The 21576-nt window shown below is 60.2% G+C and carries 26 protein-coding genes; 11 read left to right on the forward strand and 15 right to left on the reverse strand.

The annotated features are described in order from the left end of the window. Position 1: 1 nt before the first annotated feature. Positions 2 to 805, reverse strand: coding sequence for an alpha/beta fold hydrolase (locus tag AC1RR7_RS24580; RefSeq protein ID WP_096819355.1), 804 nt, complete (start codon positions 803 to 805; stop codon positions 2 to 4). Between the two features lie 14 nt (positions 806 to 819). Further along, positions 820 to 1743 carry a PA3225 family LysR-type transcriptional regulator gene (locus AC1RR7_RS24585; protein WP_007956543.1) on the reverse strand — a complete coding sequence of 308 codons (924 nt, stop codon included), beginning with the start codon at positions 1741 to 1743 and terminating at the stop codon, positions 820 to 822. Between the two features lie 49 nt (positions 1744 to 1792). Here AC1RR7_RS24585 and AC1RR7_RS24590 point away from each other — a divergent pair, with 49 nt between their 5' ends. The 3 genes from AC1RR7_RS24590 (at position 1793) to AC1RR7_RS24600 (ending at position 3966) form a co-directional block, all read left to right on the forward strand. Next, entirely contained in the window at positions 1793 to 2107 is a 315-nt protein-coding gene (locus AC1RR7_RS24590; RefSeq protein WP_085710332.1) for a 3-phosphoglycerate kinase, read from the forward strand. 165 nt (positions 2108 to 2272) lie between these two features. Then, the gene (locus AC1RR7_RS24595) at positions 2273 to 2872 is read left to right on the forward strand and encodes an FMN-dependent NADH-azoreductase (RefSeq protein WP_096819354.1); all 600 of its coding nucleotides are present in this window, start codon (positions 2273 to 2275) and stop codon (positions 2870 to 2872) included. A 212-nt stretch (positions 2873 to 3084) separates the two neighbouring features. Next, positions 3085 to 3966 carry a carboxylate/amino acid/amine transporter gene (locus AC1RR7_RS24600; protein WP_096819353.1) on the forward strand — a complete coding sequence of 294 codons (882 nt, stop codon included), beginning with the start codon at positions 3085 to 3087 and terminating at the stop codon, positions 3964 to 3966. Here AC1RR7_RS24600 and AC1RR7_RS24605 read toward each other — a convergent pair. Beyond that, a complete protein-coding gene (locus tag AC1RR7_RS24605; protein WP_085605645.1) occupies positions 3911 to 4816 on the reverse strand; it encodes a LysR family transcriptional regulator in 906 nt (301 codons plus the stop codon). The two genes, AC1RR7_RS24600 and AC1RR7_RS24605, sit on opposite strands and share 56 nt — an antisense overlap. A gap of 169 nt (positions 4817 to 4985) precedes the next feature. On the opposite strand from AC1RR7_RS24605, the gene AC1RR7_RS24610 reads away from it, so the two are divergent. Beyond that, complete coding sequence (locus AC1RR7_RS24610; RefSeq protein ID WP_085648570.1) at positions 4986 to 5630, forward strand: hydrolase; 645 nt, start codon at positions 4986 to 4988, stop codon at positions 5628 to 5630. A gap of 62 nt (positions 5631 to 5692) precedes the next feature. Here AC1RR7_RS24610 and AC1RR7_RS24615 read toward each other — a convergent pair whose 3' ends face one another. After that, positions 5693 to 6991: a mechanosensitive ion channel family protein gene (locus AC1RR7_RS24615; RefSeq protein WP_493065464.1), complete on the reverse strand. Its 1299-nt coding sequence runs from the start codon at positions 6989 to 6991 to the stop codon at positions 5693 to 5695. Positions 6992 to 7182: 191 nt separating this feature from the next. Here AC1RR7_RS24615 and AC1RR7_RS24620 point away from each other — a divergent pair, with 191 nt between their 5' ends. After that, the gene (locus tag AC1RR7_RS24620) at positions 7183 to 8523 is read left to right on the forward strand and encodes a DEAD/DEAH box helicase (RefSeq protein ID WP_096819350.1); all 1341 of its coding nucleotides are present in this window, start codon (positions 7183 to 7185) and stop codon (positions 8521 to 8523) included. A gap of 63 nt (positions 8524 to 8586) precedes the next feature. Here the strand turns inward: AC1RR7_RS24620 and AC1RR7_RS24625 are convergent, their stop codons facing one another. The 4 genes from AC1RR7_RS24625 to AC1RR7_RS24640 form a co-directional block, all read right to left on the reverse strand. Further along, positions 8587 to 9186, reverse strand: a complete 600-nt coding sequence (locus AC1RR7_RS24625; RefSeq protein ID WP_493158625.1) for a hypothetical protein — start codon at positions 9184 to 9186, stop codon at positions 8587 to 8589. Between the two features lie 12 nt (positions 9187 to 9198). Next, a complete protein-coding gene (locus tag AC1RR7_RS24630; RefSeq protein WP_102620291.1) occupies positions 9199 to 9783 on the reverse strand; it encodes a C39 family peptidase in 585 nt (194 codons plus the stop codon). Positions 9784 to 10022: 239 nt separating this feature from the next. After that, positions 10023 to 10298, reverse strand: a complete 276-nt coding sequence (locus AC1RR7_RS24635) for a hypothetical protein (protein ID WP_493158626.1) — start codon at positions 10296 to 10298, stop codon at positions 10023 to 10025. An 81-nt stretch (positions 10299 to 10379) separates the two neighbouring features. Next, positions 10380 to 11114, reverse strand: coding sequence for a DUF899 domain-containing protein (locus tag AC1RR7_RS24640; RefSeq protein WP_102620293.1), 735 nt, complete (start codon positions 11112 to 11114; stop codon positions 10380 to 10382). A gap of 176 nt (positions 11115 to 11290) precedes the next feature. Here AC1RR7_RS24640 and AC1RR7_RS24645 point away from each other — a divergent pair, with 176 nt between their 5' ends. Then, complete coding sequence (locus tag AC1RR7_RS24645) at positions 11291 to 11683, forward strand: transcriptional regulator (RefSeq protein ID WP_096819344.1); 393 nt, start codon at positions 11291 to 11293, stop codon at positions 11681 to 11683. 57 nt (positions 11684 to 11740) lie between these two features. On the opposite strand, the gene AC1RR7_RS24650 is transcribed toward AC1RR7_RS24645, so the two are convergent. From AC1RR7_RS24650 to AC1RR7_RS24660, 3 genes are all read right to left on the reverse strand, one after another. Next, positions 11741 to 12610, reverse strand: a complete 870-nt coding sequence (locus AC1RR7_RS24650) for a DUF6279 family lipoprotein (protein WP_273536867.1) — start codon at positions 12608 to 12610, stop codon at positions 11741 to 11743. A 77-nt stretch (positions 12611 to 12687) separates the two neighbouring features. Beyond that, positions 12688 to 13404: a TorF family putative porin gene (locus AC1RR7_RS24655; protein ID WP_493158627.1), complete on the reverse strand. Its 717-nt coding sequence runs from the start codon at positions 13402 to 13404 to the stop codon at positions 12688 to 12690. Positions 13405 to 13620: 216 nt separating this feature from the next. Further along, the gene (locus AC1RR7_RS24660; protein ID WP_016985943.1) at positions 13621 to 13809 is read right to left on the reverse strand and encodes a PFL_1563 family small protein; all 189 of its coding nucleotides are present in this window, start codon (positions 13807 to 13809) and stop codon (positions 13621 to 13623) included. Between the two features lie 350 nt (positions 13810 to 14159). Here AC1RR7_RS24660 and AC1RR7_RS24665 point away from each other — a divergent pair, with 350 nt between their 5' ends. The 3 genes from AC1RR7_RS24665 (at position 14160) to AC1RR7_RS24675 (ending at position 16536) form a co-directional block, all read left to right on the forward strand. Continuing rightward, the gene (locus tag AC1RR7_RS24665; protein WP_096819341.1) at positions 14160 to 14996 is read left to right on the forward strand and encodes a CvfB family protein; all 837 of its coding nucleotides are present in this window, start codon (positions 14160 to 14162) and stop codon (positions 14994 to 14996) included. 45 nt (positions 14997 to 15041) lie between these two features. Then, a complete protein-coding gene (locus tag AC1RR7_RS24670) occupies positions 15042 to 15452 on the forward strand; it encodes a DUF2177 family protein (protein WP_493158628.1) in 411 nt (136 codons plus the stop codon). Between the two features lie 151 nt (positions 15453 to 15603). After that, positions 15604 to 16536, forward strand: a complete 933-nt coding sequence (locus AC1RR7_RS24675; protein ID WP_493065470.1) for a DMT family transporter — start codon at positions 15604 to 15606, stop codon at positions 16534 to 16536. Here the strand turns inward: AC1RR7_RS24675 and AC1RR7_RS24680 are convergent. Beyond that, positions 16481 to 17662 carry an MFS transporter gene (locus tag AC1RR7_RS24680; RefSeq protein ID WP_096819338.1) on the reverse strand — a complete coding sequence of 394 codons (1182 nt, stop codon included), beginning with the start codon at positions 17660 to 17662 and terminating at the stop codon, positions 16481 to 16483. The genes AC1RR7_RS24675 and AC1RR7_RS24680 overlap by 56 nt on opposite strands. Positions 17663 to 17766: 104 nt before the next feature. Between AC1RR7_RS24680 and ptrR the strand changes: the two genes are divergently transcribed. After that, positions 17767 to 18660, forward strand: coding sequence for a putrescine utilization regulator PtrR (gene ptrR, locus AC1RR7_RS24685; RefSeq protein WP_493158629.1), 894 nt, complete (start codon positions 17767 to 17769; stop codon positions 18658 to 18660). A gap of 142 nt (positions 18661 to 18802) precedes the next feature. Next, positions 18803 to 18931 carry a PA1414 family protein gene (locus tag AC1RR7_RS24690; protein WP_007914492.1) on the forward strand — a complete coding sequence of 43 codons (129 nt, stop codon included), beginning with the start codon at positions 18803 to 18805 and terminating at the stop codon, positions 18929 to 18931. A 106-nt stretch (positions 18932 to 19037) separates the two neighbouring features. Here AC1RR7_RS24690 and AC1RR7_RS24695 read toward each other — a convergent pair whose 3' ends face one another. The 3 genes from AC1RR7_RS24695 to AC1RR7_RS24705 form a co-directional block, all read right to left on the reverse strand. Further along, positions 19038 to 19286: a phosphopantetheine-containing protein gene (locus AC1RR7_RS24695; protein WP_096819337.1), complete on the reverse strand. Its 249-nt coding sequence runs from the start codon at positions 19284 to 19286 to the stop codon at positions 19038 to 19040. A gap of 45 nt (positions 19287 to 19331) precedes the next feature. Then, positions 19332 to 20057 (reverse strand): MBL fold metallo-hydrolase, encoded by a 726-nt coding sequence (locus AC1RR7_RS24700; protein ID WP_493158630.1) that lies wholly within the window; start codon positions 20055 to 20057, stop codon positions 19332 to 19334. A gap of 86 nt (positions 20058 to 20143) precedes the next feature. Beyond that, positions 20144 to 21523 carry a sodium:solute symporter family protein gene (locus tag AC1RR7_RS24705; RefSeq protein WP_096819335.1) on the reverse strand — a complete coding sequence of 460 codons (1380 nt, stop codon included), beginning with the start codon at positions 21521 to 21523 and terminating at the stop codon, positions 20144 to 20146. Between the last annotated feature and the right edge of the window lie 53 nt (positions 21524 to 21576).

The following is a 21576-nucleotide window of genomic DNA, read 5'->3' on the forward strand; positions in this document are numbered from 1 at the left end:
TTCAGTGATCCTGAGGGTGAATATCGGCTGTGGCGAGAAACTCCAGCAGCGTTTGATTGAAACGTTCGGGTTGATCGAGCGGGGTGGCGTGGCGTGAATCGGCGATCACCACCAGCCGCGCATCGGGCAGCAGTCTGACATAGGTTTCTTTCAGCGAAACGGGGGTGTAGTCCCGGTCGGCGCTGACGACGAGCGTTGGACAGGAGATCCTCGAAAGTCGTTCCTGAACCCCCCAGCCAACAATCGCATCGAAGCTGGCGAGATAAGCACGTTTGTCGTTTTTTGCCCAGCGCTCGGCCATCTTCTGTCGCAAATCTGCCTGCTCCGGCTTGGGGAACAGCTTGGCGCCAAGGGCTTTGCCGATGGTGGCCAGGCTCAGCAGGCGCATCAGGCTCCAGCGCTTGAACCACTGCCAGTAATCGTCGCGGCTGCGCACCTTGACCTCGGGCGCGCTGTTGACGATGGTCAGGCTCTTGAGCATCTGCGGCTGATCGACGGCGAACTGGAAGCCGATCATGCCGCCCATGGACAGCCCGGCGTAGTGCACCGGGCCGAGCTTCAGGTGTTCGATCAGGGCGACGATGTCGGCGCTGAACCCGGCGATGCTGTAGCGTTCGCGGGGCTTGTCGGAACGGCCATGGCCGCGCACGTCCGGGACGATCACCCGGTATTGCGCGGCCAGCGCCGGGATCTGCATTTCCCAGTCCAGCGTGCTGGAACCGAGCCCGTGAACCAGCAGCAACGGATCGCCGTGGCCATATTCCTCGTAGTGCAGGTTGCAACCTTCATGCTCGAAATACGCCATCGGTGAACTCCGTGTCAGGCTTGTTCGGGGGCGGCGAACGGTGCGTCCAGCGGCAAGGTGTCGAAGGTGCGCAACAGTTCGACGAGGATCTGCGAGGCCGGGCCCAGCGGTTTGTCCTTGTTCGAATACAGATAGAAACTCGGATTGCGGCTGCCGCCCTGATCCAACGGTAGCAGCTTGAGCAGGCCTTCCTTCAATTCCCGTTCGATCATGTGCCGTGGCAGCCAGGCAAAGCCCAGGCCGCTGGAAACGAAATTGGCGGCGGTGGCGAGGCTGCCGACGGTCCAGCGTTGTTCGGCACCGAGCCAGCCGACGTCCCGGGGTTGCTGGCGGCCGGAGTCGCGGATCACCACTTGCATCTGGGTTTCCAGGTCCTGGAAGTTCAGCTCACGGTTCAGTCGATGCAGCGCGTGTTCAGGGTGGGCGACGGCGACGAATTCCACGTCGCTCAACTCCGCGCCGAGGTAACCGGGAATGCTCAGGCCGGTGATGGCCAGATCGGCCACGCCTTCGAGCAACACTTCCTCGACACCCGACAGTACTTCTTCACGCAGACGCACGCGGCAGCCACGGCTCTGCGGCATGAACGCGGTCAGTGCGCGAACGAGGCGGGCGCTCGGGTAGGCGGCATCGACCACCAGCCGCACTTCGGCCTCCCAGCCTTGCTCCATATGATGGGCGAGGTCCTCCAGTTGGCTGGCCTGCTTCACCAGTTGTCGCGAACGCCGCAGCAACACGCCGCCGGCTTCGGTCAGCACTGCCTTGCGGCCGTCGATGCGCAGCAATGGCACACCGAGCTGGTCCTGCATGCGGGCGACGGTGTAGCTCACCGACGATTGCGAACGGTGCAGGGCCTCGGCGGCCTGGGCGAATCCGCCGTGGTCGACCACCGCCTGCAACGTTCGCCATTGATCAAGGGTCACGCGGGGCGCTTTCATCAATAGCTCCTCTTGTCCTAAGCTGGCTGTCCCTCATGGAGACTGCCGAATGAAAAAATTCTGTTGTGTGGTGCTGGCGCTGCTGCCGCTGACCGCGTTTGCGTATCCGATCGATGTGCAGAAGAATCTCAATGGCCTGAAGATCGACTACGAGTCCTTCGATACCGATAAAGATATCGGCTCCATCCGGGTCGCCAACTACGGCGAGGTCGACGCGGTCTGCAAAGTCGTATTCAGCAACGGCCCGGAGGCGCCGCGCACTCGCAATATCGAAGTGCCGGCCGGCAAACATACCAATGCCACCGCCAAGTTCTCCCGCGAGATCATCAAGCTGCGCGTCGAACTGAGCTGCAACCCGAAATAACACCCGCCTCGTTGTGGGAGCCCGTGTGCTCCCACAAGGTATGCGTCAGCTTATAAACGAATTTATCGATGCTTTATAGCAGTTATTTGCGCTTTTTCATCGATACGACTCTGTTTAACCTTCACTCCATCGACTTACAACATTCTCGGATGGAGGCTACACACCATGTCCCGCGTTCTGATCATCGAAAGCAGCGCCCGCCAGCAAGACTCGGTATCCCGTCAACTGACCCAGACCTTCATCAGTCAGTGGAAAGCGGCACACCCGGCTGATCAGATCACCGTACGTGACCTCGCCGTGAACCCGGTGCCACACCTGGACATCAACCTGCTGGGCGGCTGGATGAAATCCGCCGAACAGCGCAACGACAGCGAGCAATCCTCGCTGGATCGTTCCAACGCATTGACCGATGAACTGCTGGCCGCCGACGTGCTGGTGATGGCCGCGCCGATGTACAACTTCGCGATTCCAAGCACCCTGAAAGCCTGGCTCGACCACGTACTGCGTGCCGGCGTCACCTTCAAGTACACCGAAACCGGCCCGCAAGGCCTGCTCAGCGGCAAGCGTGCCTACGTGCTGACCGCTCGCGGCGGCATCTACGCCGGCGGCCCGGCGGATCACCAGGAACCGTACCTGCGTCAGGTGATGGGTTTCATCGGCATCCACGACGTGACCTTCATCCACGCCGAAGGCATGAACCTGGGCGGCGACTTCCAGGAGAAGGGCCTCAACCAGGCCAACGCCAAACTGTCCCAGGTCGCTTGATATGTTAATCGCCAGATAATCGCCGATTGTTCTAGTGACCTGGCGCAACCCCTTCAAGGCTCTACGCGCATCGAACCTCCCTTTGCACTTGTTGCTCCTGAGTGCTGTAGCCCGATTGAACGCCTTAGCGAGATCGGGCTTTTTTTTGCCCGGGATTTAGCGATGGCCGGGAAAAACCGCTATCGTCGCCGCCATTCGAAATCGAGGCGACCATGGGCTATCTACTTATTGTCACGCTGATCCAGGCGTTTTCCTTCAGTCTGATCGGCGAATACCTGGCCGGGCATGTCGACAGCTACTTCGCGGTGCTGGTGCGCGTGGTGCTGGCCGGGCTGGTGTTCATCCCGCTGACCCGCTGGCGTTCGGTGGAGCCAGCGTTCATGCGCGGCATGCTGCTGATCGGCGCGTTGCAGTTCGGCGTGACCTACGTTTGTTTGTACCTGAGCTTCCGGGTACTGACGGTGCCGGAAGTGCTGCTGTTCACCATCCTCACGCCGCTGCACGTGACCCTGATCGAGGACGCGCTGAACCGCCGCTTCAATCCATGGGCGCTGATCGCGGCGCTGGTGGCTGTGTGCGGTGCGGCGGTGATTCGCTTCGACCGGATCAACCCGGACTTCTTCATGGGCTTCCTGCTGCTGCAACTCGCCAACTTCACCTACGCCGCCGGGCAGGTGTTGTACAAACATCTGGTGGCGAAGCATCCGAGCGATCTGCCGCACTACCGGCGCTTCGGTTTCTTCTACCTCGGCGCACTCGCGGTGGCGTTGCCGGCGTTCCTGCTGTTCGGCAAATCCAACTTCCTGCCCGAAGCGCCGTTGCAATGGGGCGTGCTGGTGTTCCTGGGCCTGGTCTCGACCGCACTCGGTCTGTACTGGTGGAACAAGGGCGCATGCCTGGTCAACGGCGGCACCCTGGCGGTGATGAACAACCTGCACGTGCCGGTGGGATTGCTGCTGAACTTGCTGATCTGGAATCAGCACGAAGAGCTCGGGCGGTTGTTCCTCGGTGGCGGCGTGATTCTGGCGGCGGTGTGGATCAGCCGGTTGGGGATTCGCAAGCCGGCGCCAGTTGCCCCACCAGAAACTCGATAAACGCCCGGGTCTTCTGCGGCACCCGCCGTGCTGACGAATACACCGCGTTGATGGTGATCGCCGGGGCTTGCCATTCGCACAGCACCGGCACCAGCCGCCCGGCGGCCAGCGCTTCTTCGACGATGAAGTCCGGCAGCAGCGCAATGCCCATGCCGGCCTCCGCCGCTTGCGCCAGCAGGTCGCCGTTGTTGGCGTGCAGCGGCCCGGTGACGTTGACTCGCTGGGTCTCCTTGCCGTTGCACAGTTGCAGGCTCACGCCGCTCTGCAGATAGCCGTAGTTCAAGCATTGATGCGAGCGCAGATCCTGCGGGGTCTGCGGCGTGCCCGCGCGTTCGAGGTAAGCGGGGGAGGCGACCATGATTCGCGGCGCTGGCGCCAGTTGTCGGGCGATCATGGTCGAGTCGGGCAGGCTGGCAATGCGGATGGTCACGTCGAACCCGCCGCGCACCGGATCGACCTGCTGGTCGCTGAGCACCAGTTGCAGCTCGATGTTCGGGTGCTGCTCGTGGAACAGCGGAATCAATTTGCCCAACCGTCGCAGGCCGAACGACATCGGCGCGTTCACCCGCAACACACCACGCAATTCGCCAACCCCGTCCCGGGCTCGCTGCTCGGCCTCGTCCAGTGCCGCAATCACTTCCCGCGCCGCTTCGAAATATTCGGCGCCAGCCTCGGTCAGGTGCAGGCTGCGGGTGGTGCGTTGCAGCAGTTGTACGCCGATGGCTTCTTCCAGCGCCTGAATCTGTTTGCTGACTTTCGACCGGGGCACGTCCATGGCCCGGGCGGCAGCCGCGAAGCCGTTTTCGCCGACCGTCACCACGAAGGCGCGCATGCATTCGATACGATCCATGATTGTCCCTGTTTTAGAATCAATGATTCTCGATTTTAGGGAATTGTCCCTTTATCGGCTAGCCCCTAAAGTGACATCCAAGCCGAGACAACAACGCCGAAGACGGCAAGCGACTCGACTCACTCATTACTCAATCGAAACTCTGAATCGACATCAAAAGGAACGCGCCATGTCTATCCGTGAACTGCTCAACCCAACCAACTCCGCCCTGATCCTGATCGACCACCAGCCGCAAATGGCTTTCGGCGTACAGTCGATCGACCGTCAGACCCTGAAGAACAACACCGTGGGCCTGGCCAAGGCAGCGAAGATCTTCAACGTGCCGACCATCTACACCTCGGTCGAAACCGAAAGCTTCAGCGGCTACATCTGGCCGGAACTGCTGGCGGTGCATCCGGAGCAGAAGCCGATCGAGCGCACCTCGATGAACTCCTGGGAAGACAAGGCGCTGGTTGACGCGGTGAAGGCCACCGGCCGCAAGAAGCTGATCATCGCCGCGCTGTGGACCGAGGTCTGCCTGACCTTCCCGGCCCTGGAAGCCCTGGCCGAAGGCTACGAGGTGTACATCGTCACCGACGCGTCCGGCGGCACTACCAAAGAAGCCCACGACATGTCGGTACAGCGAATGATTCAGGCGGGCGCAGTGCCGGTGACCTGGCAGCAAGTGCTGCTCGAGTACCAGCGTGACTGGGCGCACAAAGACACTTATCAGGCAGTGATGGACCTGGTGCTGGAACACAGCGGCGCATACGGCATGGGCGTCGACTACGCCTACACCATGGTGCACAAGGCACCGCAGCGGCAGGCCAAGTAAGTCGGCAGGACAAAAAAAGACGCAACCGGGGTTGCGTCTTTTTTGTTGTCCGCGAGAAAGGTCTACATTCGTTGTTTTTCGGCCTCGGGAATGTGGCTTGCACCCAGGACTGCCGGCAACAACCCGGAGCGCAGATCCCCGCCGCTCGGCTGCTGATACAGACTCAGGCCAAACTCAGGCAGCACCGCCAGCAGGTAATCGAAAATATCCCCCTGGATCCGCTCGTAATCGGCCCACACCGTGGTGGTGGTAAAGCAGTAGATTTCCAGTGGAATGCCCTGGGCTGTGGTCTGCATCTGGCGGACCATGCAGGTCATGTTCGGCTGAATCTCCGGGTGGCTCTTCAGATAGGCCAGCGCATAGGCGCGAAAGGTGCCGATGTTGGTCATGCGCCGACGGTTGGCCGACATCGCCGCGACGTTGCCCTGCGCTTCGTTCCAGGCCTTGAGCTCGGCTTTCTTGCGGCCCATGTAGGCGGTCAGCAGGTGTACCTGGGAGAGTTTTTCTTCTTCATCGTCGCGGATGAAACGCACACCGCTGGCGTCGATGAACAGGCTGCGCTTGATCCGCCGCCCGCCGGACTGCTGCATGCCGCGCCAGTTTCTGAACGACTCGGACATCAGGCGCCAGGTCGGGATCGAGACGATGGTCTTGTCGAAGTTCTGCACCTTGACCGTGTGCAGGGTGATGTCGACCACATCGCCATCGGCGCCGACTTGCGGCATTTCGATCCAGTCGCCGACCCGCAGCATGTCGTTGCTGGTCAGTTGCACGCTGGCGACGAACGACAGCAGGGTGTCCTTGTAGACCAACAGGATCACCGCCGACATCGCACCCAGACCGGACAGCAGCAACAGCGGCGAACGGTCGATCAGGGTGGCGACGATGATGATCGCGCCGAACACGTACAAAACCATTTTCGCCAGTTGCACATAACCCTTGATCGAGCGGGTGCGGGCGTGTTCGGTGCGGGCGTAGATGTCCAGCAGGGCATTGAGCAGGGCGCTGACCGACAGCAGCAGGAACAGAATGGTGAACGCCAGCGCGACATTGCCGAGAAACACCGTGGCGGTCTTGCTCAGCTCCGGCACCAGGTGCAGGCCGAACTGGATCACCAGCGAAGGGGTCATCTGCGCCAGACGCTGGAACACCTTGTTATGCCGAAAGTCGTTGAGCCAGTGCAGCGCGGGCTGGCGACCGAGCATGCGGCTGGCATGCAGGATCAGGTAACGCGCCACTCGTCCGAGGACCAGCGCGATCACCAGCAGCAGGATCAGCGCCAGGCCGGCGTGCAGGAGCGGGTGCTGATCGAGGGCACCCCAGAGGTCTTGGGCGTTGAGCCAGAGCTGTTTGAAATCCATGAGAGAGACGATTCTTCTGTAAGACGCGACGGGCGATTAGAGCATTTAAGACGCTGTGTATTACCGTTGGAGACAAATCGAGCAACAAAAAAGCCACTGATTACGGCTGATTTCACAAAGAAACTCGGCCTGAGCGCTCGAAACCGGTAACCTATGCAGCTGATTTTTTGCATATCTTCGAGGTAGCACCCGTGTTTTCCCAATTCGCCCTGCACGAACGCCTGCTCAAAGCCGTGGCCGAGCTGAAATTTGTCGAGCCAACGCCTGTGCAAGCCGCGGCCATTCCGCTGGCGCTTCAGGGGCGTGACCTGCGGGTGACGGCGCAAACCGGTAGCGGCAAGACCGCCGCTTTTGTCCTGCCGATCCTCAACCGCCTGATCGGCCCGGCCAAGATCCGCGTCAGCATCAAGACCCTGATCCTGCTGCCGACCCGCGAGCTGGCCCAGCAGACCCTGAAGGAAGTTGAGCGCTTTTCGCAGTTCACTTTCATCAAGTCCGGCCTGATCACCGGCGGTGAAGACTTCAAGGTCCAGGCCGCGATGCTGCGCAAGGTGCCGGACATCCTGATCGGCACCCCGGGCCGGATGATCGAGCAACTGAACGCGGGCAACCTCGACCTGAAAGAAGTCGAAGTGCTGGTGCTCGACGAAGCCGACCGCATGCTCGACATGGGGTTCGCCGAAGACGTACAGCGTCTGGTCGACGAATGCCCGAACCGTCAGCAGACCATGCTGTTCTCCGCCACCACCGGCGGTTCCGGCCTGCGCGAGATGATCGCCAAGGTGCTGAACAACCCTGAGCACCTGCAGCTCAACGCGGTCAGCCAGCTGAACTCGACCACTCGTCAGCAGATCATCACCGCCGACCACAACCAGCACAAAGAACAGATCGTGAACTGGCTGCTGGCCAACGAGACCTACCAGAAGGCCATCGTCTTCACCAACACCCGGGCCATGGCCGACCGCATCTACGGTCGCCTCGTCGCCCAGGAATACAAGGCGTTCGTGCTGCACGGCGAGAAAGACCAGAAGGATCGCAAACTGGCGATCGATCGTCTGAAGCAGGGCGGCGTGAAAATTCTGGTCGCCACCGACGTGGCGGCCCGTGGTCTGGACGTTGATGGTCTGGATCTGGTGATCAACTTCGACATGCCACGCAGCGGCGACGAATACGTGCACCGCATCGGCCGTACCGGCCGTGCCGGCAACGACGGTCTGGCGATCTCGCTGATCTGCCACGGCGACTGGAACCTGATGTCGAGCATCGAGCGTTATCTGAAGCAGAGCTTCGAGCGCCGCACCATCAAGGAAGTCAAAGGCACCTACGGCGGACCGAAAAAGGTCAAGGCCTCGGGCAAGGCCGTCGGCGTGAAGAAGAAAAAGACCGATGCCAAGGGCGACAAGAAGAAAACCGCCGCCAAGACCCCGACCAAGCGCAAGAGCGCCAACCGTCCGAAGCCGGATTCTCTGGTAAGCAGCGACGGCATGGCTCCGCTCAAGCGCCGCAAGCCGGTTGCACCTGCGGCCGAGTAAGGCGTTTCAGGCAGGCAATAAAAAACCCGGACACTGTCCGGGTTTTTTTATTCCTTGAGTTTGTCAGCTGCCCAGCTGCCCACGGGTGTCGGCATCAAAGCGCTGCTTGGCCTGATCCGCTTTTGGTTTGAGCTGTGCGAGCAGGGCTGCCTCGCTGTACAAACCGGTCAGAGCCAGTTCCTTGGGTGTCGGTTCGATCGGGATCAGCACATCTTCACCCGCCGCGTGCAGCCAGATCGCTACAACGTGCAGCGCCGAAACGAACAACACTCGCAGCTCAACGGTTTTGCCCTGCAACTGTGGCGATTGCTCGGCCAGTTTCAGTGCATCGACCGTGGCCGCCGCCAGGTTGCCGTGGTTCAACGAGGCGAACTCGACGTGACCACGGACTTCGGCCAATTGCGCATCGGCAATCGACACACCGTCGGCAAACACCAGGTAATGCCAGTCGCCGAGCCGGGCGTCCTTCAGGCCTTTGCCCTGGCTCAGATCCTCCAGACTGAGCGAGTAGCCGCGATAGGCTTCGCTGAGGCTGATTTTCGCCGGTGCAGCACTGGCGAACTGGCGATTGATGCCAAAGCCCTGGGTTTGCAGCGCGGCTTGCAACACCGGACGCAAGGTCTGTACGCCGTTGGAAGGCGCCTTTGGATAAGTCAGTTGCATGATGTCGCCCTCCTAGTTTTTCGCCGTGAAGTAAGTGTGAGTCCAGTTGCCGCCACCGTTGTAGGAACCGGGGAACGAGTTCAATGCGCGGGTCGAATAGCCGTAGATCGAATCCGCGACCAGCACGTAGTTGCCGTTGGTGCCGTAGATCGTCAGGAAGTGCGCACCGCCGCCGTACCAGGCACAGCGCAGGCCAACAGGCCGGCCCATGTTGATCTGGTTCTGGATGGCCGACATCTGCAACGAACCCTGATTCATCCCGTTGTAGCTGCGGGTGGTTTGCAGGGCCGAATCCAGATAGCCGTAGACGTTGCACGGCCCCGGCTGGCTGCAGCAGTTGCGGTTCAGTTGGGTGCTGGCAACGCCGCACTGAGTCCAGGACCCGGTGCCGTAATAGTTGCCGACCGAAGCGGAAACCGCGGCCCAGCACCAGTTGGTCTGGGTCTGTTGCTGCATCGTGAAGTTGAGACTCGAGGCGGCCAGGGCCTTGGCCTGTGGGGCCGCTTCGACCTCGACCAGTTGCGCATCGAGCAGATGGCCGGTCAGGCACCCGGGCAGGGTGTTGCCGGTGAATTGCGTTGTTTCAGTGGTTAACATTTTTCAATCCTCCATGAATGAAAACAAACGTCCAACGTGTGGATGTTGCGAGCGATCGGTGGTGAATGGGTTGCCATCTCCGATGGTCGGTTCCGATCAGGCTCGAGGTAACCCTAGGTCTGAATATGCACTGATGCAAATACAAAAATGCATTAATGCAAAAATCCAGACGAAAGGACGCGGGCTTTGGCATCGATCCCGAGCGGTAGATGCCGAAGCCTGCGGCGTTGATCGGGATGTCAGCCCTCGGTTTTCTTCTCGGCCGAATCCAGTTCCTTCAGCCGCTGATCGATCAACTGGCATTTGTCCGGCAGGTCTGCCGATGCCGTGCCCAGGTCCATCTTCTGCAACTCGGCGTTGATTTCCTTGGCCTTGGTCGGGTTTTGCTCGGTGAGCTTGGCGACTTCCCTGGCCAGTTGCTCGCGCTTGACGGTGGCTTCTTCCGGGGTGCAGGCCCAGACGGGCAGGGCGCAGGCGAGCGTGGCGGCGAGTGTGAGTTTGAGCAGGGTTTTCATGGCGGCAGGCCTCAGATCCGGTTAAGGCGGGTTAACCGGTTGAGGGCTGTGGCCAATGAAAAGTTCAGGATCTTTGCTGGCTCAGTCCCCATGACAGCAACTGGATTTTTGTTCTCCGTCATACCGATCGTGATACCGCACCCACTCCATGATTTCGTCCTCGTTCCTGCCTTTTGGCGTGAGATCGAGGTAGTTGTAGGCACCGACCAGCATGTCCAGGCCTCGAGCGTAGGTCGAGTAGGTGTGGAAAATCTCGCCGTTGCTGGCGCGATAGAACACGCTCAGCCCCGGCATTTCCTCTTCGCCACTGTCAGTCTTTTCGTAGTTGTATGTAGCCTTTCCGGCTTCGGCATCATCAGCGTGGGCGCAAACGCCGAAGTCGTAGTTGAAATCGGAGCCGTCCGACGACACCCAGTCGAATTTCCAGCCCATCCGCCGCCTGAAGGCCTGGAATTCGGCGAATGGCGCATGGGACACCGCCACCAGCGCAATGTCGTGATGGGCCAGGTGTTGATTGGCGCCGTCGATGTGGTCGCTGAGGAACGAGCAGCCCGGACAGCCTTCCTCCCAGCCTTTGGCAAACATGAAGTGATAAACGACGAGTTGGCTGTTTTGGCCGAACAGGTCAGCCAGTTTCAATTCGCCGTTCGGCCCCATGAAGCGGTAGTCCTTGTCGACCCTCACCCAAGGCAGAGCGCGACGTTTGGCGCTGAGGCGGTCGCGTTCTTTGGTGAAGGCCTTTTCATCGGCCAGATGCTGCTTGCGGGCGGCGAGCCATTCTTCGCGCGACACCACCGGATGATTCTCAACGTTCATGATGATTTCTCCTGCGGGGGTTGAAACCGTCTGCCTCAGACTAGTCGCTCAACGCCGTCGGAAATCGACAGACCGCCGGTCGGTCGGGGCGGTAAATGAAGCTGAACGGCTCTTGTCCGCTCGGGTCACAACCTTTGAAGGCGCCATTAATCACGCGCACCGGAGGTTGAATCAGGATGACGACGTATAACTGGGATTTGATTGAACGCCTGCTGCATGAAGTACAGAACGGCGCAGGCCACAGCTTCGCACCGCGCTCTTACGCAGAAGACTATGCGGCGGAAAAAGCGGCGGCGGGCGAGCCTATCGAGAATCTGGATCATCTGAAAACCATCGCCTGCCAATATGAGCAACTGTTGCTGCTGCGCGGTTACATTGGGCCCCGTGGGGAGGATGAGGGCAGCACTGGCAACAACTTCAGCCTGACCCCGCGCGGTTCAAGTCTGTTGAGCCTGATCGACAGCAGCATTCCCGGTAATGATCATCCGCGTCAGGTGCTGGATGAGCAGCAGGATGCGCTGGATGAGGCGACGTTCGATCGTGTGGCGTCCAAGGCGCAGATTGCCTGAACGCCTTATGCGAACCTGCGGGAGCCGAGCTGTTCGGTTCCCGCAGGTTCTGTGAACTCAGCCTGCCTTCGCGGCCTTCAGGCACTTCAAATCATTGAAGTCCTTGCGCACCCCTTCGATTTTCTTCAACAAGCGCTGGCGTTGTTGCGGTGTGCTTTCAGCCATCAGATCCACCGCCAGCGAGCGCGCCTGGGCTTCGGTGTCGGCGTAAGCCTTGCGGTAATCCGCTGTCCATAAACGCTCGCGATAGACCAGAAGCGTCTCGATCCGCTGTGGGAATTCCGGACTTTTACGCTGGGCGACGGCTGCACTGAACTGCTGTTGCCAGTGCGCGCGGTTGGCGATCCATTGAGTGTTCTGGTCGCCCAATGCTGTCGACCACGCCATCACGCGTTGTTCTTGTGTGGGACTCAGCGGCCCGAGCCAGTCGTTGAGGCGTTTGTCCATGCGTGCGCCGCGTTCGGCAATCTGCTGGGCCAGGGGTGGCTTCACATATTCCTGTTGGCGTTTGCGCAGATCCTTGGCAAACGCGTCGTTCATTTCCGCGACCTGTTTGTCATCCAGTCCTTGCAGCAACTCAATGGCCGACGGGGTGATCTCACGTGCGGTCTCGGCAATTGCCTGCTTGGCCTCCAAGGTACGGGCCTGGAGCGCGGCGTCGGTGACCTGATTGGTCTCGACCATGGTTTGCAGGCGATCGAGCCAGTCCAGATAACCCGGCAACTGCGTGCTGCAGTGCCAGCTCAGGTGTTCCTTGAGGCGTTCGTTGAACCAGCCTTTCTGCTCGCCGTTCATGTCCAGGTAGTCGCTGAGCGTCCACGGAATGATCACGTCGAGATTGCGATAGGCGAGGCCTACGCGGCTGCAGGCGCCGAGGGCGAGGGTGAAAGCCAGCAGGGCGGCAATCTGTTTGAACCAGCGAGACATGGGCGAATCCTTGCGTGAGCCTGGCTTCGAAGTCTGATGCTTATGTGAACGCAGGATGAGCCCGGCAGTTCAGCCAATCAATAGAACGCGCGTTCGGCCTTTAGCGTGACCAGCCCGTCGCACTGGCTGTTGTGCCCGGAATAGGCAGAGCAATCGCTGCCGCTGAGGCTGGAGTTGCTGTAGATCAGGTCGAGGTCGACGCCCATCACCGGGCGGGAAAATTTCACCGACCAGTCGGTAAAACTGCTGACATACCCGCCGTCCACCGAGACCGGTGTATTGAGCTGATGGGTGGTGTATTTCATGCTGATCCCGATGCCGAACGGCTGGTTGCCGCGCAGATCGGCAAACAAGGTGTTGTTCTGTTTGTCCGGATCGTTGCTCAGTGCGATGCCGAAACGGCTGCCGAGCAGGGTCAGGCCACCGAACAATTCCTGGCTGTCGAGGGTGTCGACCTTGGGATAGCTGTAGTGGATCATCCCGATTTCGTAGCCGAGGGTTTGATCGAAGGGTTGTTTAAAGCCGACGTAGGAATCGATCTCCAGATTCTTGCCCGGCGTCAGTCCCATGCTCGGCGCGTACTGGCCGACGTAGAGGCCGCTGTCGTGGCTCAGGTCGAGGCCACCGTGGAACGAGCCGGCCGCAGAAGGTTTGACCAGTCCCTGGGCCATGCTGCGGCTGGGCGTGGTGCCGAGCTTGAGGTCGAAGTCGCCGAGTTCACGCTGGAAAATCTGCGCGTGCGTCATCGGGCTCGCCAGCAGGCCTGCAAGAAATAAACAGAGGGGTTTGAGCATGCGTCACTCCTTGAACAGCGAGCGCAGTGCGATAAAGACTGCTGAAACGCTTGATCCAGACGCGTGCAAGGATACCGGCGAATGATCGGCATCGAGGGCCGTTCGTCGATTTCTGTTGTTTTGTCGGTTTGATTAAACGCGAGAGAGGTCTTGCGAGGGTTCCGGTCCAGACGCTTCGAAGCTCAAAGCGCCTTGGGACTGGTGTGTTGCGGGGTGTTACTTCTTGCCCAGGCTGATCTGCTTGGACGGGCCGAACGTCTGGCCGCTGACGCCCTTGGCAATTTGCTGGATTTCGCCGCCGGACTTGAGGAATGCCGCGATCTGATCGTTGATCGATTCGCTGGTTTCAACGGCTGGAGCTGGCTTTGCTTTGCTGGTGGATGCTTTTACACGCATGGCGGCCATTAACCTGTAGAAAAGTAACTCGGCCAGGCATCGTACAGGAATAACTTGACAATTGCTTGGTAAATATCCCCCGGAATAACCCAGCGTGCGGGTGGATTATTCTCGATTAATTATTCGAAATATCCCGCTAACCTGCTGTTTTAAATAACAACATTTATCGGGGTCGGTGGCTTTTTCGAGGGGGCGGCGCGCCGGGGAGTCCTCCAGGTAGTCTGACGAGTGGCGCCCGCTCGGCGGCAAACCAAGGAAAATCAAGGCCTCGCGCAAATTTCCGTCGGCGGGAGGATCTGCCGGCCAACGAACCCGGCAAAACCGGGTAGAATGCCGCCCACGCAATGAGGGTATTGGAAATGGCTTTAGTCGGGCGCTACAACAGTTTGCAAGTGGTTAAACACACTAACTTCGGTTTATATCTGGACGGCGGTGCCGACGGCGAAATTCTTTTGCCCAACCGTTATATCCCTAAAGATATTCCCAGCGAAGATGAAGACTGGCTCAATGTTTTCATTTATCTGGACAGCGATGACAAACTTATTGCCACCACTGAAAAACCAAAAGTTCAGGTCGGTGAATTTGCCAGTTTGAAAGTTGTTGAAGTCAACAGCATCGGTGTGTTCCTCGATTGGGGCCTGCCGAAGGATCTGCTGCTGCCTTACTCCGAAGAAAAACGCCAGATGACCGCCGGCGAGTACTGCGTGGTGCATGTCTACCTCGACAAACACACCCGCCGCATCACCGCCACCGCGCGTCTTGATCGCTACCTCGACAAGACCCCGGCCAACTACAGCGTGGGCCAGGAAGTTGATCTGCTGGTGGCCGAATCCACCGACATGGGTTTCAAGGCCGTCATCAACAACAAGCACTGGGGTTTGATTCACAAGAACGAAATCTTCAAGTTCATGCGTTCCGGCATGCGCGAGAAAGGTTTCATCAAGGAAGTGCGTGCCGACGGCAAGATCAGCCTGAGCCTGCAACCGGTGGGTCAGGAAGCGGCCAGCAGCCTGAGTTCGAAGATCCTCGCCAAGTTGCGCGAGAACGATGGCACCCTGGCCGTCAGCGACAAGAGCGACCCGGCGCTGATCAGCAGCCTGTTCGGTGTCAGCAAGGGCAACTTCAAGAAGGCTATCGGTTCGTTGTACAAGGAAGGCAAGATCGTCATTCATGCCGATCGCATTGAACTAACCTGAGCCTGACGTGGCCCATGTTGCATGGGCTCACTTGAGGTCGGGCAGATGAAAAAAACGTTGATTGCCTACGTCGCCACGCTGCTGACGTTTCTTCTGCTCGACGGCATCTGGCTCGGCGTGCTGATGGCGCCGACCTATCGCGAACAGCTCGGTTCGCTGATGCTCGAAAAACCGTTGCTGGTGCCAGCAGCGGTTTTTTATTGCCTGTACGTTTTCGGCTGTGTGGCGTTTGTGGTGTTGCCGGCAGTGAGCTGGCAGCGAGCCGCCCGCATGGGCGCGCTGCTCGGGCTGGTCGCTTATGGCACTTATGACCTGACCAATTGGGCGACGTTGCGCGGCTGGTCGCTGCAGGTGACATTGATGGATTGGGCATGGGGGACGTTTGCCACGGCGCTGGCCTGTACGGTCGGATTTGTCGTGGCCGGCGGCTTTGGCAGATCAGCCCTTCACCGCTGACGTTTGAGGAGCATGAAATGTCTCTTCCAGACGGCTTTTTCTGGCTGACTGGTTAATAATCCACTCATCCTTTTTCGCCCCGGACGAAGAGCCGGGGCTTTGTTTTGACCTTTGGAAAAACTGCCATGTTGTGTGTGTTCGAGGTGTTGCGGTGAGCGTCAGTCGGCGCAGTGCCGACGGGTTTGCGCTGCAAGTGATGGTCGGCCTGTGCCTGATCTGGGGCGTGCAGCAGGTGATGATCAAGTGGGCGGCGACCGATATCGCGCCGGTGATGCAGGCGGCGGGGCGGTCGGGGATTTCCGCATTGCTGGTAGGACTGCTCATCTGCTGGAAGGGCGGCTGGGATCAGGTCGGCACCACATGGCGCGGCGGCTTGCTGGCCGGTGCCTTGTTCGGTCTGGAGTTCCTGTTTATCTCCGAAGGCTTGCAGTTGACCACGGCCGCGCACATGTCGGTGTTCCTTTACACCGCACCGATCTTCACCGCGCTGGGTGTGCATTTCCTGTTGCCCAGCGAGCGTCTGCGACCGGTGCAATGGCTGGGGATTTTCATGGCGTTCGTCGGGATCGCTGTGGCGTTTGCCGGCGGCGTGTCGTGGGACAACCTCGATCACCGCATGCTGTTGGGCGATGCCCTCGGCGTGCTGGCCGGGGCCAGTTGGGGCGCGACCACCGTGGTGGTGCGCGCCTCGCGCCTGTCGGAAGCGCCGGTGACGTTGACGCTTTTTTATCAACTGATTGTCGGCTTCGTCGGCCTGCTGTTGATCGCACTGCTCAGCGGCCAGATCACCCACGTCAGCCTGACCGTCGTGGCGGTGGGCAGCGTGCTGTTTCAGGGCCTGGTGGTGTCGTTCTTCAGTTACCTGACCTGGTTCTGGCTGCTGCGCCGCTATCTGGCTGCCAATCTGGCGGTGTTTTCCTTCATGACGCCGTTGTTCGGCGTCACGTTCGGCGTGGTGTTGCTCGGTGAAAAGCTGAGCATGAATTTCATCATCGGTGCCGTGCTGGTGTTGCTCGGCATCACCTTCGTCAGCGCGGAACAGTGGGTGCGTCGGCGTTTGCGCAAAGCGCTCGGCCAGTCGTAAGCGGTTTCCACGCCAGGCCACCGGCAATCAGCAGCCCGCTGCCGGCGATCACCAGCGCCGGTTGCAGGCCGCCGCTGAAGTGGCTGCTGACCGCCGCCAGCAGCGGCCCGCTGAGCTGACCGACGGCGAAGCACGCGGTCAGCAGACCGGCGTTGCGCTGGGTGGCGTGGGGCGCCATTTCCCGGGAGCGTTGCATCACCAGTTGCATGCAGGCCAGGAACGGCGTGCCGCACAGGATCACGCCCAAAGCCAGACCGAGGCCGCTGCCCAACAGGCAGGCAAACACCCCGGCGGCCTGCAGCCACAACGTCGCCATCAACCAGTGACGGGTGGTGTCCGGATCATGCCGACGCAAACTCACCAGCAACACACCGATTGCGGCGCTGAGGCCGAAGCACGGCCAGAACAGATCGGCCTGCCATTGCCCGTGAAACTGCGCGTTGGCCATCTGCGACAGAAACGTGGCTGGAATGATGTAGCCCACGCCGTACAAGGCATACACCACCGCCAACCGCGCAATGCCGCGATTCGAATGATTGACGGCGGAAGGTGTGACGGTTGCGCCGACGCCCGGTTGCGGCAGGATCCGCACGATTCCCAGCAACATCACCAGTGCCACGGCGGCATAGATCAGCCACAGGGTGGCGGAAGTCTGCTGCGCCAGATGTGAGAACAGCGCCAGCAACCCCGTCAGAAAAATCCCAAGACCCGGTCCGGCAAATACCAGCGCTCCCAATCTCGGACGACCCGCCGCCGCAGCCAGCGGTTGACTCAGTGCAGTGATCATCACCAGCACCCACGCGCTCGCCACGCCAGTGCCGAAGCGCAGCAGCAGATGCGACCAGAAACCATTGGCCCAGAACGACGCCAGCGTCAGCAGCACGCATAACCACAAGCCACCGTGCAGACGCCGTTGCACTTGATCGGGTCGTCGGGAAAACATCGCGTCTATGGCACCGAGCAGATAGCCGAGGTAGTTGGCTGCCGCAATCAGACCGGCGGCGGTCAGGTCGATCTGCCCTTCGCTGATCAGGTGGGGAAGTTGCGGTGTAAGGGCGAAACGCCCGATGCCCATGGCCATCATCAGGGCAATGAAACTGGCGGATAAGCGAATCAGCGGCGACATGGTCTGGATTCCGTTGGAGGTTCAATGACCGTCAGGCTAGGACTGATTGACTTTCTTTAAAATTGAATAATAGTGAGTAACTTGTTCAGTTCAGGAGAATGGTTGTGGAGTTCAGCCAATTGCGGATCTTCCAGGCCGTGGCGGAGGAGGGCTCGATCACTCGCGCCGCCGAACGCCTGCACCGTGTGCCGTCGAACCTGTCGACCCGGCTCAAACAGCTCGAAGAGCAATTGGGCGTCGAACTGTTCGTCCGCGAGCGTCAGCGTTTGCAGTTGTCGCCCGCGGGAAAAGTCCTGCTGGACTACACCGGCAAACTGTTCGCCCTGCGCGATCAGGCCAGTGCGGCGGTGATGGGCGGGCAACCGGCGGGAGATTTCGTGCTCGGCACTCTGTACAGCACCGCCGCGATTCATTTGCCGGCGCTGTTGGCGCGGTATCACAAGCGATATCCGGCGGTGAATCTGCAGGTGCAGTCCGGGCCCAGTGGCGAATTGCTGGAAGGCCTGCTCACCGGGCGCCTCGATGCGGCGCTGGTGGATGGCCCGCCGCAACTGGCCGGGATCGACGGTGTGCCGCTGTGCAATGAACGGCTGGTGCTGATCAGCGAGCCGGATCACCCGCCGGTGCACAGTGCCAAGGATGTCGAGGGGCGGGCGGTGTTCACCTTTCGCCATGGCTGCGCTTACCGTGCGCGGCTGGAGTCGTGGTTCGCGCACTATCAGGCGGCGATGGGCCGGGCGATGGAGATCGAGTCTTATCAAGGGATGCTGGCTTGCGTGATTGCCGGCAGCGGCGTGGCGCTGATGTCGGAGTCGATGCTCGCCAGCCTGCCGGGGCGCGAAAGTGTCGCGGTGCATCCGCTGGCCGAGCCGTTTGCCAGTGCGACAACATGGCTCATGTGGCGCCGGGGCATGGTCGGCGCCAATCTCAATGCGTGGATTGAACAGCAGCAGGCGCTCTATCCCGTGGCTGGCGAAGACACCCGGGAAATCGCTTGAGCGATCGGTCAGGGATTCTGATCAATCTGGTAACAGATCATTGCGGATTTCACCGAGCATTGCGTAGGACTTCGGACTATTATCAGTGCGAAGCGGCCTCAGAATTCCGGACGCTCAGCACCACCCTGAAGGGGGCATGACGATGAAAGAGAAAATTCAAAACTGGCTGCACGATTTGGGTGTTGCCCTCGGCTTGATCGAACCGCCTCTGCAACCGGTCCCGATTCGCACTGATGACGAACAGCGTCGGCGTCAGCAGCGTCGGCGCTAATGCCCCGATCTGAATAACAAGGATTTGAAGATAGAGAGATCGCAGTCTTCGTCAGCGCCTGCATGAAACCGTGCAGGCGCTGACGAAGACTGCGATCTTTTGCTTTTCAGTGTCGCCCGATCTCGATCAGAAACCGGCTCAAGTCGTTCGCGGTTTTCGCGGTCTTGAGCATGTGATCTTCCTCGGCAGTGAATGCCGTCAGTCCGAATTCATCTTCCAGATGGAAGATCAGATCCTCGATATCCGCCTTCTCCAGACCCAGCTCCGCCAGGCTGGTGCGGTCATTGAATTCGCGGTTTTCCAGCAGACGCTTGATGAACCTGTGCACGGCGGCACGCACGGCAGCTCTTCTCATGGCAGATTTTCAAAAGTGGTGGGTCTGACTGGAGTACAGCAGGCCTCAGGCGTGCCGGCGCAACCATTCGTCAATCATCGAGCGCAGATGCTCCCCTGAAAAACTGCCGAAATGCCCGCCATGCACGGTGCGGATCTTCAGAGCCTGCAAACGCTGCAGGCTGGTGGCGTAATCCTCAAGATCCGAGTGGTAGGCATCTTCAATCAACGGCCCGTCGTAGATGATGTCGCCGCTGAACAGGGTTTCGCTGGCCGCTTCATAGAGGCTGATGCCTCCCGGCGAATGCCCCGGTGTGTGCAGCACTTGCAGCGTGCGATTGCCCAGGTCCAGCACATCGCCGTCCTCGACAAATCCGGTGGCCGGCGCGGCCTTGACCCGGTATTCGGCGTAGCACAACGGGCAATCCGGGTGCGCTTCGAACATGTCGTCGCCGACGAAGGCACGGCTCAAGTCATTCTCGCCATCCGGCGCCGCCAGAATGTCCGCCTCGGCAGGGTGTACCAGCCGTTCGGCAAACTCGTGATGCCCGGCGATGTGGTCGAAGTGGCAATGACTGGCTACCGCCACCAACGGCCGTTCGGTCAGCCACGGCAGTTGCTCGCGCAGGCTGACCAGCCCGGAACCGCTGTCGAGCAGCAGATCCTTGTCACGCCCCTGAACATGCCAGAGGTTGCATCGATAGAAGGGACGGATGTACGGCTCGTGAATCAGGCGAATGCCGTCGCTCAGGGTTTGCACTTCGAACCACTGATCGCGAGAAACAATCTTCATCAGCACATTCCTTCAGACGAAAAAAAACGAGTGTGGCAACCGACGCCACACCCGTCGAAGAAAGCATCAAGTCGTTATGTTTCAGCTTAGATCGCGCTGGCCACCACGTTTGGGCGGCGGGACATCAGGCTGACCACCACGAAACTCACCAGACCCACAGCCAGGCTGTAGTAGATCGGGGTGTTGGCGTCCAGACCGTCCTTGACCATGAACAGCAAGGCGGTGGCAAAACCAGTGCCCATGCTGGCGATGGCGCCGGCGGTGGTGGCGCGCTTCCAGAAGATTGCACCGATCAGCGGGATCAGCATGCCGCCCACCAGCAGGTTGTAGGCCAGGGTCAGGGCGCTGATCACGTCGTTGACCACCAGAGCGATACCCAGCACCACGACACCGGTCAGCAGAGTGAAGAGGCGGTTGATGCCCAGGCTCGACTGTTTGCCGCCACGCAGTTTCGGCAGCAGGTCTTCGGTCAGGGTGGTGGCGGCGGCGAGCAGGCCGGCGCTGGCGGTGGACATCATCGCGGCCAGGGCAGCGGCGATCACCAGACCACGGATACCGTCCGGCAGCGACAGTTTGACGATCGCGGCGAAGGCGTTGTTGACGTTGTCCAGATCCGGGATCAGCACGTGCGCCGCCATGCCGATCAGGGCACAGGCCAGGCCGTAGAGAATGCAGTAGATACCCGCGATGCTACCGGCGTACTGAGCGACTTTGGCGGTCTTGACGGTGAACACCCGTTGCCAGATGTCCTGACCGATCAGGATGCCGAAGAAGTAGATCATGAAGTAGGTGATGATCGTGTCCCAGCCGATGGTGGTGAAGCTGAAGGCGGTGGCCGGCAGTTTCAGCACCAGCTCGTCCCAGCCGCCGACGCGGTACAGGCAGATTGGCAGGAGGATGAACATCAGGCCGACGGTCTTGATGATGAACTGGACGATGTCGGTCAGGGTCAGCGACCACATGCCGCCGATAGCCGAGTACACCACCACCACGCCACCGCCGAGCAGTACCGAGATCCAGAACGGCAGGCCGAACAGCACTTGCAGCACGGTGCCGATGGCGAGGATCGAGGTCACGCCGATCATCAGCGCGTAGGCCAGCATGATCGCCGCGCTCGCCGAGCGGGCCATCGGGTTGTAGCGTTTTTCCAGCACCTGGGTAACGGTGTAGATCTTCAGTTTCAGCAGCGGCTTGGCCAGGAACAGGTTCAGCGCCACGATGCCGCAACCCAGTGCCGCGCACAGCCAGAAACCGGAGATGCCGTGCACATAGCCCAGGCGGACGGTGCCGACGGTGGACGCGCCACCGAGAACGGTCGCAGCCATGGTGCCCATGTACAGGCTCGGGCCGAGGTTACGCCCGGCAACCAGGAAGTCCTCGTTGGTCTTGGCCTTGCGCATGCCGAAGTAGCCGAGCAAGAGCATGCCGGCGGCGTAAATGAGGACGACGAATAAATCCAAAGCCATGATGGCGTGTCTCCGATTGTCTTTTTTATGGGGTGGAACTCTGTGGGGGAAGG

The organism is Pseudomonas sp. GW821-FHT11G12, assembly GCF_058808055.1.